At 64.2% G+C, this 12,648-nt stretch carries 10 protein-coding genes; 9 read left to right on the forward strand and 1 reads right to left on the reverse strand.

The features are described from left to right. The first annotated feature begins 97 nt into the window (after positions 1-97). The 9 genes from BLV20_RS27435 (at position 98) to BLV20_RS27475 (ending at position 12,038) form a co-directional block, all read left to right on the forward strand. Positions 98-1,981: a 3-dehydroquinate synthase gene (locus BLV20_RS27435; protein ID WP_092305541.1), complete on the forward strand. Its 1,884-nt coding sequence runs from the start codon at positions 98-100 to the stop codon at positions 1,979-1,981. Next, a complete protein-coding gene (locus BLV20_RS27440; protein ID WP_092305542.1) occupies positions 1,978-2,862 on the forward strand; it encodes a UbiA family prenyltransferase in 885 nt (294 codons plus the stop codon). Before BLV20_RS27435 ends, BLV20_RS27440 begins: the two co-directional genes overlap by 4 nt. Next, entirely contained in the window at positions 2,859-3,626 is a 768-nt protein-coding gene (locus BLV20_RS27445; protein ID WP_092305543.1) for an EboA domain-containing protein, read from the forward strand. The genes BLV20_RS27440 and BLV20_RS27445 overlap by 4 nt, the downstream gene beginning before the upstream one ends. Before the next feature lie 48 nt (positions 3,627-3,674). Then, positions 3,675-4,559, forward strand: a complete 885-nt coding sequence (locus BLV20_RS27450; RefSeq protein ID WP_092305544.1) for a TatD family hydrolase — start codon at positions 3,675-3,677, stop codon at positions 4,557-4,559. Next, positions 4,556-5,788, forward strand: a complete 1,233-nt coding sequence (eboE, locus tag BLV20_RS27455) for a metabolite traffic protein EboE (RefSeq protein WP_092305545.1) — start codon at positions 4,556-4,558, stop codon at positions 5,786-5,788. The genes BLV20_RS27450 and eboE overlap by 4 nt, the downstream gene beginning before the upstream one ends. Then, positions 5,778-7,223, forward strand: coding sequence for an alkaline phosphatase family protein (locus BLV20_RS27460; RefSeq protein ID WP_092305546.1), 1,446 nt, complete (start codon positions 5,778-5,780; stop codon positions 7,221-7,223). The genes eboE and BLV20_RS27460 overlap by 11 nt, the downstream gene beginning before the upstream one ends. Next, positions 7,202-8,341, forward strand: a complete 1,140-nt coding sequence (locus tag BLV20_RS27465) for a hypothetical protein (protein ID WP_092305547.1) — start codon at positions 7,202-7,204, stop codon at positions 8,339-8,341. The genes BLV20_RS27460 and BLV20_RS27465 overlap by 22 nt, the downstream gene beginning before the upstream one ends. Before the next feature lie 10 nt (positions 8,342-8,351). Next, the gene (locus BLV20_RS27470) at positions 8,352-10,748 is read left to right on the forward strand and encodes a hypothetical protein (RefSeq protein ID WP_092305548.1); all 2,397 of its coding nucleotides are present in this window, start codon (positions 8,352-8,354) and stop codon (positions 10,746-10,748) included. A gap of 234 nt (positions 10,749-10,982) precedes the next feature. Further along, positions 10,983-12,038 (forward strand): hypothetical protein, encoded by a 1,056-nt coding sequence (locus BLV20_RS27475; protein ID WP_092305549.1) that lies wholly within the window; start codon positions 10,983-10,985, stop codon positions 12,036-12,038. A 92-nt stretch (positions 12,039-12,130) separates the two neighbouring features. On the opposite strand, the gene BLV20_RS27480 is transcribed toward BLV20_RS27475, so the two are convergent. Next, positions 12,131-12,643, reverse strand: a complete 513-nt coding sequence (locus BLV20_RS27480; protein ID WP_009045846.1) for a single-stranded DNA-binding protein — start codon at positions 12,641-12,643, stop codon at positions 12,131-12,133. Positions 12,644-12,648 lie beyond the last annotated feature (5 nt).

Here is a 12,648-nt window from a genome sequence, read left to right on the forward strand (position 1 = left end):
ATAAGAACCTTTCGAGGAACTCAATAACCGAACATCTCCCCTGCCTTACAAGCTGAACTGACACGGAATAAGTCATATCAATCAAGAGGGATGCTTGATGACGCGCAGCTCGTTGCCTCGTGCCTTCTCGCTGAAGGGTACGACTGAGAATTACTGGCTCTCGTTATTCCTGTTCTCGACCCTGGTGGTCGCCAGCTTCCTGCTGTTCGAACAGCAGATCCAACAGTTGCTGAATCATCTGGACAGCTTGCTACCCACCGACCCCACGCAACGTTTAGGCCTGGCCCTGCTGCTGGTAGCCCTGCTGACGCTGGATGTGCTGCTGCCAGTACCTTCAAGCCTGGTGGCGCTGCTGGCCGTGGCAGCCCTGGGTGCCATCGGCGGCTATCTGGTGATCTTTATCGGTCTGTGCCTGGGAGCCTGCCTGGGCTACTGGCTGGGGGCGGGCTACTTTCGCCTGCTCTCCAACTGGCTCGGTCTCAGAAGCTGGCAACCCGGGCAACTGGCCTATCGCCTCAGTACCTTGTCGCTGGTCTGCCTGCGTGGTGTGCCAGTGCTGGCCGAGACCTCGGTGCTGGCGGCCGGCATGCAGCGCTACCCGCTACGCCAGTTCCTGCTGGTCACCACCCTGGCCAACGCCGGACTGGCCCTGGCCTACAGCGCCATCGGCAGTCTGCTGGTAGAGCAGAATGCCCTGCTGGCGACCATTCTCGCCAGCATGGTCCTGCCGGGTCTGTTCCTGGGCGGCCGCAGCCTGCTCAAGTCACGCGTCGCGCAGCCGCAGGGTGATCGAGCGCGCTCCCTGGAGGGTCGCTTCGAGGTGAGCTACCACTATCCGGTACTGTTCACCGACCACATCTTCCAGGCGGACAATGCCTGCCTGCACCAGCAACTCACCCGGCAGCATCCGGGGCGGACCACCGTGCTGGTGTTTGTCGACGAGCAACTGCTGCAGTGCTCCGCGCAATTGCCACAGCAGATCAGCGATTACTTCAGCGCCCACACCGCCGACCTGCATCTGCAGGCCGCGCCGATCGCGGTGCCGGCGGGGGAACTGAGCAAAACCCCGGAAGTGCTCCAGCAGTTGTATGCGCACATGCTGCAACATGGCCTGGACCGGCACTGCTATGTGCTGGCCCTGGGCGGCGGAGCGGTACTGGACGCCGTGGGCTACGCCTGCGCGACCTTCCACCGGGGCATGCGCCTGATCCGCATTCCGACCACGGTGCTGGCCCAGAACGACGCGGGCATCGGGGTGAAAAACGGCATCAACGCCTTCGCCCAGAAGAACCTGCTGGGGGCGTTCTACCCCGCCACGGCAGTGATCAACGACTTCCAGCTGCTGCTCAGCCTGTCGCACCGGGACCAGATCGCCGGCCTCGCCGAGGCGGTGAAAGTCGCGGTGATCAAGGATCATGCGTTCTTCCAGTGGATGGAGCAGCAGGTCGAGGCCCTGGCCAGCTTCGAGCACAGCGCCAGCCGTTATGCCATCCGCCGCTGCGCCGAGCTGCACCTGGGCCATATCAATGGTGCCGGCGACCCCTTTGAACAGGGCAACGGCCGGCCTCTGGATTACGGCCACTGGGCCGCCCACAAGCTGGAAAACCTCAGTCGGCACCGCTTGCGCCATGGTGAGGCGGTGGCCGTGGGCATGGCTCTGGATGCGCTCTACGCCAACGCCATCGGCCTGCTGTCCGATGGGGAAACCCAGCGCCTGCTGCACGTGCTCGACAAGCTCGGCTTCAACCTGTGCCCCGCGGAACTGCGCCTTAAAGACGCCCAGGGTGGCTCTGTGGTGCTGCAAGGGCTGGAAGAGTTCCGCCAGCACCTGGGGGGGCAGTTGTCGATCCCGATGCTCAACCGCCTGGGCCAGTCCATCGATGTGCACCACATCGAACTGCCAGTGATGGAACAAGCCCTGTTGCGCCTGGCCAGCCTTGGCAGAGCGGACTTCGCCTGGAGCGAGGGCTGCGCGCAATGACGCCTTCAGCGCTGAGCACCTGGCTGACCCTGGGGCGGGTCTCCAACCTGCCGACGGTGTGGACCAACGCCCTGGCCGCCGCCTTGCTGGCCAGCAGCGCCACCGCCCTGGCGCCGCCCTCGTCGCTGGTCTGGACCCTGCTGCTGGTGGGGCTCTCGGCGCTCTACCTGGCGGGCATGCTGCTCAACGACCTGCTGGATGCCGACTGGGATCAGCGGCACCAGAACCCGCGCCCCATTGTCCTCGGCCTGGTCAGTCGCACTCAGGTGAGTCTGGCCACCACCGCCCTGCTGCTGTTGGCGTTGCTGTCGCTGCTGGGACTCAGCCAGTTGATCGCCCAGCCTCGCTGGCTGCTGGCCAGCGCCGGGTTGCTGCTGCTGTTCATCCTGGCCTACAACCTGCTGCACAAAAAACACCCCCACAGCGTCTGGCTCATGGGCGGCTGCCGCTCGGCCCTGTACCTGACCGCCGCCGCCAGCCTGGCCATGCCCCCGCAACCGTTGTGGTTGTGCGCCGCGTTGCTGGGCGCCTACATCGCCGGCCTGACTTACCTGGCCCGGCTGGAACATAAGAACCAGTTGCTCAGCCGCCTGCCGCTGCTGCTGATGCTCAGCCCGCTGGCCCTGGTCGCTTATGCCGACAACGGCGTGTTCTGGCTGGTACTGCTGCTGTGGCTGGGCTGGCTGGGCTGGCACTACCGGCGCCATCTGGCCAACCCGCGACAGCGGAACATCCGTGCCTTTATCGGTGCCGGCCTGGCCGCCCTGCCACTGTTCGATGCCCTGGTGCTGGCGCTGGCCAACCACCCCCTGGGCAGCCTGCTGTGCGTACTGGTGTTTTTCCTGCTTCCCCACCTTCAACGCTGGATCAAGCCGACATGAGCATGGACGTCATTGCCCCATCCTCGAATGCGCTCGCCCCCCGCCATGCCGCCTTCGCCGAACGGCGCCGGCAGCTCGACGGACAGCTCGCCCCCGACACCCGCCGCTGGTGGCAAGAGGCCCTGGAACAACTGGCCCGGAAGCCTTCGGCCAATACCCTGGTGCAGCTCAGCAGCCAGTGCAAACGCCGCCTCGGTGACAGCCTGGTGCCCGACAGCCAAGGCTGGACCCGGAGCCAGCTGGCCCGCGCGCTGTTGCTGGCGCAGCTTCTGCAACAGCAGGCCAGCGCCGATCGGTTGCCCTTGTTGCGCCAGCTGTTCCTTTGGGCCGACGACTCGGAAAAGAGCGCCCTGCTCAAGGCCCTGGACGACCTCGATAGCCAAGGCCACAGCCTCGACCTGGCGTTGCAGGCGGGGCGCACCAACAACCGCGAGGTGTTCGCCGCCATCGCCCTGGACAACCCCTTCCCGGCCCGCCACTACAACGACCGGGCCTTCAATCAACTGGTGCTCAAGAGCCTGGGCATGGGCCTGGATAGCCGCCGGATCAACGGCCTGGCCCAGCGGCGCAGCGTCGATCTCAACCAGCTGGCGCTGGACCTGATGGAGGAGCAATTGGCGGCGCAGCGCAACGTTTCCGACGGGCTGCCCCAGGTCATCGCCTTCGAGTTGTTGAGCCCGGCCCAGCGTCTGCGTCTGCGCGACCTGTGCCAGCAGCGACGACTGCCGCCGCACTGGCTCGAACACCTCCCGGTCGACGCCTGAACAAGCCAGGCGCCACCACGTTTTCTACAACCACATCAGGAACTCACCATGCTGAAATACTTCGACCCGCATATTCATATGGTCAGCCGCACCACCGACGACTATCAGAACATGGCCGCCGCTGGCATCACCGGGGTGATCGAGCCGGCTTTCTGGCAAGGCCAGGCGCGCACCAGCGTCGGCAGCTTCATCGACTACTTCGATACCCTGCTGGGCTGGGAACGCTTTCGCGCCAGCATGTTCGGCATCCACCACTTTTGCACCATCGGCCTCAACCCCAAGGAGGCCAATGACCTGTCGCTGGCCAACGAGGTGCTGGAGATCCTGCCGCGCTATCTGGTCAAGGACGGCGTCGTGGCGGTAGGCGAAGTCGGCTACGACGACATCACCCCGGAGGAAGACCGCTTTCTCGCCGCGCAACTGGAACTGGCCAAGCAGTTCAACCTGCCGGTGCTGGTGCACACCCCGCACCGCGACAAGATCGGCGGCACCAAGCGCACCCTGGCGGTGATCCGCGAAGTGGGCATCGCCGAACATCTGGTGATCATCGATCACCTCAACGAACTGACCCTGCCCCTGGTGCTCGACAGTGACTGCTGGCGCGGGCACTCCATCTACCCCAACACCAAGATGTCGGAGCAGCGCATGGTGGCCCTGCTCAAGGAGTACGGCACCGAGAAAATGGTGGTCAACAGCGCCGCCGACTGGGGCATCAGCGATCCGCTCAAGGTGCCCAAGACCGGACAGGCCATGCTCGCCGCCGGCTTCAGCGAAGCCCAGGTGGAACAGGTGCTGTTCCACAACCCGGTGGATTTCTTCGCCCAGAGCGGGCAGCTGGACAAGCAGTGGGTAAGTGCCCCGCTGCCCATCGACCAGCGTCGTCAGTGGCAGGACAACTCCGCCCTGCGCGGCCAGGAACCGGTGGTCAAATGAGCGCTCGTCGGGGCTGGAGCGCCGCCCGGATCGGCTATTGCAGCAACGTGCACCCGGCCCCCGACCTGACCACGCTGTGCGCCTCGATCGAGACGCACTTCCAGGGCGTGCGCCAGCAACGCGGCCTGCCCGAACAGGACAGCGGGTTGTGGATCAGCGCCCAGGCCGCGGCCGAGCTGCAACAGCCGCAGGCCCTCATGGGATTTCTCAGGCTATTGCGGCACAGCGGGCTGCGCCTGACTTCGCTCAATGGTTTTCCCTACGGCCAATTCCACCAGGGTGCGGTGAAAGCCGAAGTCTATCTGCCCAACTGGGCCGACCCGCAGCGCCTGGAGTACAGCCTGCAACTGGCGCGGATCCTGGCCGCGGCCCTGCCGCAGGATTGCCCCAAAGGGGTGATTTCCAGCGTGCCGCTGGGGTATGCCGCCACCTGGAGCCGGGCCCACCGGCAACGGGCCGAGCAGCAGCTGCGCCAGCTGACCCAGGCCCTGGCCAGGCTACGCCGGGAGACCGGCAAGCAGATCCTGTTCTGCCTGGAAATGGAGCCCGACTGCGTGCTGGAGCACACCGACCAGGCCATCGAATTCTTCCGCCGCTGGCAAGCCACGGATCCCCATCATGAGCATCTGGCCCTGTGCTTCGATGTCTGCCATCAAGCCGTGGTCTTCGAGCATTGCCATGACGCCCTGGAGCGGCTGCGCCAGGCCGGTGTGCCGGTGGGCAAGATCCAGCTCTCCAATGCCCTGATCTGCCGCCTGCCGGAAGCGGGCCCGCTGCGGCGCCAGCAGGTGCTGACGGCCCTGGGGGACTTTGTCGAGGCCACCTACCTGCATCAGGTCAAAGCCCGGGACCACCAGGGCCGCCTGCTGGCCTGGCCGGACCTGCCCGCCGCGCTGCAGGCCGGGGAGCTGGCGTCCTGCCCCGAGCTGCGCATCCATTTCCATGTGCCGCTATTCAGCGAGCAGTTGTTGCTGCCCGAACTCAGCGGCAGCCAGAGCGCGCTGTTGCAGACCTTCGATTACCTGGCGGAGCACCCGGAAGTGCACCCGGTACTGGAGGTGGAGACCTACAGCTGGAATGTGCTGCCCGCTCCGCTGCGGCCACAGACCGAACAGGCGCTGCTCCAGGGCATCATTGCCGAGTTGCGCTGGGTCGAAGGGCAATTATGCGAGCGGCAACTGCTGAGCGAACCATCCCCCGCGCAGGAGGCCTGCCCCCATGGTGTCTGAAACGAGCTGCCCACCGCTGTTGCTGATCAATGTGGTCGGGTTGACGCCGAGCCTGCTGGGCGAGGCCACGCCACGGATCAATGCCCTGCTGCGCAACGCCGCGATGACCAGCCTGCAACCGGTGTTCCCGGCCGTGACCTCGACCGTGCAGGCCTCGCTGCTGACCGGCCTGACGCCCGCGGAACACGGTATCGTCGGCAACGGCTGGTACTTTCGCGACCAGGCCGAAGTGCGCTTCTGGCTGCAATCCAACGCCCTGGTCCAGGGGGAAAAAGTCTGGCAGACCCTCAAGCGCCAGCGCCCCGACTTTCGCTGCAGCCAGTTGTTCTGGTGGTTCAACATGCACGCAGAGGTGGATGCGGCCATCACTCCACGCCCCCATTACCCGGCCGATGGGCGCAAGGTGTTCGGGCTCTATTCGACGCCCGCCAGCCTGCATCAGACCCTCGAACGGCAGATCGGCGAGTTTCCCTTCCCCGGTTTCTGGGGGCCCGCGGCGGGCATCGCCTCCAGCCGTTGGATCGTCGATTGCGCCATGGCCGAGTTCCAGCTCAACCGACCCGACCTGCAATTGATCTACCTGCCGCACCTGGATTACAGCCTGCAACGCCTAGGCCCCCAAGACCCGTCGATTGCCGACGAGGTCCGCGCCATCGACCAGCAGGTGGGGCGCCTGCTGAGCTTCGCCCAAGCCCAGGGCGCCAGGGTGATGCTGCTCTCCGAATACGGCATCGAGACGGTCCGGCAATCGGTGTCGATCAACCGCCTGCTGCGCCGTGAAGGATTGCTGCAGGTCCGCCAGTCGCTGAGCTGGGAGTTGCTCGACCCTGGCGCCAGCGCCGCCTTCGCCGTGGTGGACCATCAGGTCGCCCATGTCTACGTGAAACGCGCCGAGGACGTGGCCCGGGTCAAGGCGCTGTTGCAGCGCCAGCCGGGCATCGAGCAGGTGCTGGACAAGCCCGGGCAACGGGACTGGCAACTGGACCACGAGCGCAGCGGCGAACTGGTGGCGGTGGCCGCGGCCGGCTACTGGTTCGATTACCGCTACTGGCTCGACGACCGCCTGGCCCCCGACTTCGCCCGCACCGTGGACATCCACCGCAAGCCGGGCTACGACCCGCTGGAACTGTTCATCGATCCGGCCATCCGCTTTCCGAAACTGCGAGCGGTGCGACGCCTGCTGCAGAAAAAACTCGGCTTTCGCTACTACATGGACCTGATCCCCCTGGATACCCGGCTGGTCCGCGGCAGCCATGGACGCTTGCCCGCCAGCCGCGCGACCGCTCCGCTGCTGATCACCAATTGCGGTCTGTCGTTGCCGGACCAGCTTCCGGCCACGGCAGTCAAGCAACTGCTCCTGCAGTACTTCCTGGAGCGCCCCCACCACGACCCGGCCAATGCCAAGGAGCTTCCATGCGGCGAGCCATCTCTATAACAGTTCTGAGTGCCGTGGCCGGTTTGGCCCAGGCCCAGAGCGCCAGCCCTTACGACTGCAGCAATTTCCTCACCTACGGGACCAGCGTCGAGAAGACCCGCAGCGACTTCCACGCCAGTCCCGAGACCCAGGCCTGGAACTGGTTCGTCTGCCTCAACCAGCCAACCGCCCAGGGCAGCCCCAACCGGGTCTGGGAAGGGCTCAAGCCCTCGAGTCAGGTGTTCCTGCCCAATGGTGCCCCGCCCCAGCCCTACCTGCCGGAGCAGCCCGCGCCCGACGCAGTCCTGGAACAGGCCCGACAACTGGGGATGAACCTCGACCGGACCTTCCATGACCTGGACAGCACGCTACAGGTGGACGGGCTGCCCCTGCTGATGGGCGGCCAGGTACCGGAAGCGCAACGGGGCCAGCCGGTGCGTTTTCTCTTGCAAATGGGCCAGGGCACCTTCGACTACATCGTGCAAAAACAGGTCTACAACATGAACGGTCAGTACGCGCTGACCAGCGACCTGAAATTTCCCGAGACCTCCTGGGAGGTAAAAACCTCCTGGATCTGGATCGGCACCGATGCGACGTTCAAGCAACAGCTGGAAAACGACGGTTACTACGTCATCCAGGCCTACTACCCTCACCAGAACCAGTATCAGGTCGGCTATGCCGCGCTCAGCGGCATGCATGTGATCAACAAGCTGAGTCCCGAGTGGATCTGGACCACCTTCGAGAACGTCAACAACCACAAGTACACCGTGACCAACGCCGTGCCGGCCACCCCGATGACCAACACCACCGGGCCGACGCCCCCCTCCATACCAGTCAACAGCAGCTTCCAGGGCAACTACCCCGACCTCTCGAAGTACGAGTTGATCGGGGTCGAATTCAAACCCGTGACTCAGGTGCTGGCCAATTCGCAACTGGAGTCGGCCTTCCAGGACACCTCATCGTGCCTGGCCTGCCACGGTACCGCGGCCTACTCGAAACAGAAGGGTTACTTCAATTTCGCGATGAAAGAGGACGGCGGGATCGTCTACCCCACCACCCCGCTGCCGGCTTCGGACTTCGCCGATTACAACAAACTGGACTTTGTCTGGTCGCTTAAACGCGCCCAGTGGCAACGCTAAGGAGCCTGACATGAGCGTATTGAACTTCCCCCGCATCTACCTCAACGGCCATATGTTCTGGAACCCGCCAACGGCCAACAACAACGATGCACTGCCGCTCTATGACGCGGTCAGGATGGACCTCAACTGGCAGTTCCTGAAGTACTACGACATCAATCCCCAGAACGCCCCCGAAGCGCTGATGCCCTGGACCATCCAGCCGTTGTCCAGCACCCAGGTACCTCGCTATGTATTGCAGGTGCCGACCAATGCCGGGGCCTTCCGCAATCCGTTCATGCCCGCCGAATGGGACCTGTTCGGCGACAATGCCTGCGGTACCGTGAGCTACAAGGACACCCAGTCAACGATCATTGGTGGCGAGTTCCAGGCCAATACCTACATCGACCGGGACCCGCTGGTCAGCAAGAGCTTTCAGTTGCTCGGCAACCCCTTTGGCAGCAAGGCGCCCACGCCCGCACGCTTCGTCGATATCAGCCCCTGGCAGAACACCTTCACTGCGCTGTATTTCGACAAGCTGGTGCTGGGCGACGCCCAGTGCGGCCTGACCCTCAACCGCCAGTACCGGATGCTCGACCGCTTCCTGAACTTCAACTGGGCCTCCACCTTCGGCGGCCTGAACTATGTGACGACCACCTGGCAGAGCTGCTTTGCGAGGGAAAACCTGGACTGGGTCGTCGGCGATTCGCTCCTGCTGCAACAGCTCCAGCAGCAGATGATCGAGCAAGGCGCCAAGGGGCTGATGTTCCGCTTCTCCACCTACCTGACCTACTACGACAAGAACGGCGTGTTCAACGACTTCCCTCCGGTCAATACTCACTCCGGCGACCCCGTGGACGCAGCCCGGGTGCAGCGGATGTATGAGCAGGGGCTGAACAACGTCGCCGATATTTTCTACAACCCGGCCTACAGCAGCACGGCGGGCACCCTGGGCCTGTGGTTCGACGACGAATTCCCCACCGCCCCGGCTGGCCGGCGCCTGGTCCCGGCGGAGCCGGTGCCGGTCTACAAGACCACGCCTGGCGATATGCAAGACACCAAGGCCACGCTGGGCGTGATCCCTGTCCAGATCACCGACGACACCCTGTCGCTGGACCTGTCCAACGGTTTTCCGTTCTACCCGGTCGATCCCGACGCGCCCATCGCGGTGGCCGAGAAATTCAATGCCGGCATCCTCCACCTGGGAACGCGCCAGAGTGGTCAGTTCGTCTCCGTTATCACCATCGACTATAACCAGTACCGGCAGTCGGCTTTCAACCAGCGCTCGGGCATTCTCGACCTGCCCCTGAACGACCTGCAGAAGAACCTGCTCGAGAGCGGCCCCCTGGAACTGCAAAGACAGCAGCCAGGCGTCACGCCGGTGATCGCCGCCACCCAGCGAGAGTGGACCGCCGAAGTGGTCGAGAGTGGAGGCTTCATCGACGTAGGCGACCACAAGACGCTGACGATCATGGTACAGAAGGACGGCAAGCCCGCGCCGGAGGGCACCGAGCTGCTGGTCGCCGAATACGGCAACGCCTATATGGTGACCACCAGCGACTATTACCTGGCGTTCAGCAACGAAGCCGACTTCACCCTGTTCTACGATTACCCGGAAGAACCTACGCTGAACCGCTCCAACCGGCCGCAGTTCATCGACACGCCGGTGGCTGTCAGCTATCTGGCCACTGGCAGCGGCCGGCGGCTCACGGACAGGCGCACGGTCGTCACCTCCAATACCGTGCCGGAGGGAGAACCGGTCGGTTATCAGCAGTTCCTCGACCAACCCATTACCGTCGACCTGCGCCCCTGCCTGGTTTTCGACAGTGCCATCGCCCAGACCGGCACCCTGCGCGACGAAACGGCTACCAGCAACATCAACTACAGCATCGCCAGGATCCGCACCGACGCCAGCGGTGTCGCCCGACTGGGAATCAGGGCAGAGGCACCGGGTTTCCCTACCCTGCGTTTCTTCCTGCCCGAAGGCGGCAAGATGCCCGCCGTGCCCTTCAGCTTCAACTACTCCGAGGCCTACACCGACTGCCTCGCGCCTTTGCGGGTGCTGCCGCTGGAGCCGAAGCTGCAGCAGGACTTCATCGACTACTGGAACACCATCTACCGGGACCTGAACGCCAGCCAGCTGATGTGGAACAACTTCATCTACCCGCAGATCCTGCAACCCTTCTATTACCTGTACCCGATCATGAACAAGTTCATGCCGCTCAACTCCCAGCAGCGCGTGGAAGGCGCCATCGACCAGTTGATCGTGCTGATCAGCAAGGAGTACCAGGAAGAAAGCACGCTCTCGATGCCCATCACCCGTGACATGTCGCAAAGCCGACGGGCCGTGCTGGAGCTTTGGGCCAACGCCCTGGTGAAGCACAATTACCCGCCGATGCCCCTGAGCATGAAGGACTTTCCCCCCAGCTGACAGGAACCCCGTACCGGGAACACCGGGTGACACAGCGTCACCCGGTACTTCACAGGAGTGCCGCCATGAACGTCCGTCTCTTGCGCCCAGCAACCGCGACAAAGGCACCACGCTGTTCATGCCCGTGATGCGCTCGATGTCGCCCAGCCGGCGCGCCCTACTCAGGGCCTATCTCACCGGCGCGCCCTGGCAGCCGCCGCTATGAACCGACCCAACGCCAACTGGAGAGAACCGATGACAGCTCCCCTACGGATTCCCCCCCGGCCCCGTGAAGACTTGCGTGCGCACACGGTCATTCGCGAGAACCTGCTCAACCCCCGGGGCCTCTGTCTGCAAGCCGATGGCAGCCTGCTGCTGGCCGAAGCCGGCTCCGGGCGGCCGGACCAGCCGTTCAGTGGGCGTATCAGCCGGCTGCGCCCCGACCCACGCCGGACGGGTGCCTACCTGATGCCCGAAACGCTGGCCCATGGCTTTCGCTCCATGAACATGCAGGCACGCATGCTGCGCGATGAAATCCTGGGGCTGTCGGATATCGCCTGCGGCGCGGGGCGCTGCCTGGCCAGCCTGACCGACTACGTCGAAGGCTCGAAAGTCCTGGACCTGGCCTGTAGCCCTCCCGAGCCTGTGTTTCACAGCCGCGGCAACCTCAACGCCCTGTGCTATCACCCCACGCGCCATCGCTGGCTGGCAGTCAAACCCGATAGCAACCAACTGGTGGAGTTCAGCGGCACCGGCGAGGAGCGGGTCCTGCTCGAGCTGCCCGACCTGGGCCAGGGTCAGGATGCGGTGCCCGTTACCCTGGTCTACGAACCGAGCACCGGCGCCATGTTGATCAGCCTGTTCTCCGGCGAGTTGCACCAGGACCCGAGCCGCCGGGGCATCGACTTCGCCGACCAAGCCGGCCAAGTGATCCGGGCCTGGCCGGAAAGCGGTCACAGCGAAGTCCTGATCGAAGGCCTACAACTGCCCACCGGCCTGGCACTGACCCCGACGGGACAACTGCTGGTGCTGGAACTCTGCGACCGTCTGATGCAACCGCTGCTCACGGACTGGGACGGCGAATGCCAGCACGGCGGCTTCGCCCGCTTCAGCGGCCGCCTGCTGTGCTGCAACCTGCAGACAAGAGAAGTGAGTATCCTCGCCCAGGGGCTGGATACCCCGTCCAACCTGTGCCTGGTATCGGGGGCCGTACTGATCAGCGAAGGCATGGGCTTGAGTGGCCGCCCCTTGCCCACCCCCGACGGCCCGCCCGCCCCCTTGACCGGGAGGTTGCGGCGAGTCGAACTCTAAAGCGGCGACACCATGCCGGTGTTTCAAGCGGCCAAAAAAAACGGAGCCCATCAAGGGCTCCGTTTTTCACTCATGACCTGCGTTCCGAGGGATCAGAACGGAATATCGTCATCGAAGCTGTCATCGAAGTTCTGCGCCGGCTGCGGCGAAGACTGCTGAGGCGCTGGACGCGATTCGCGTTGTGGTGCCTGCGAAGGCTGTGGACGCGACTGCTGTGGACGTGGAGCGGAGTTGCCCATGCCCTGGCCCTGGTCGCCCTGTGGACGGCCGCCCAGCAGCTGCATGGTGCCCTGCATGTCGACGATGATTTCAGTGGTGTAACGCTTGATGCCGTCTTTTTCCCACTCGCGGGTCTGCAGCTTGCCTTCGATGTAGACCTGCGAACCTTTGCGCAGGTACTCGCCAGCGATTTCAGCGACCTTGCCGAACATCGATACACGGTGCCACTCGGTCTTCTCGACCTTCTGACCGGTCTGCTTGTCGGTCCACTGTTCGCTGGTGGCCAGACTCAGGTTGGTCACGGCGTTACCGTTAGGCAGGTAGCGAACTTCAGGATCCTGGCCGCAAGTGCCGACCAATATGACTTTGTTAACCCCACGGGCCATAACGT

Origin of the sequence: Pseudomonas sp. NFIX28, assembly GCF_900107395.1 — a bacterium.
GTDB lineage: Bacteria > Pseudomonadota > Gammaproteobacteria > Pseudomonadales > Pseudomonadaceae > Aquipseudomonas.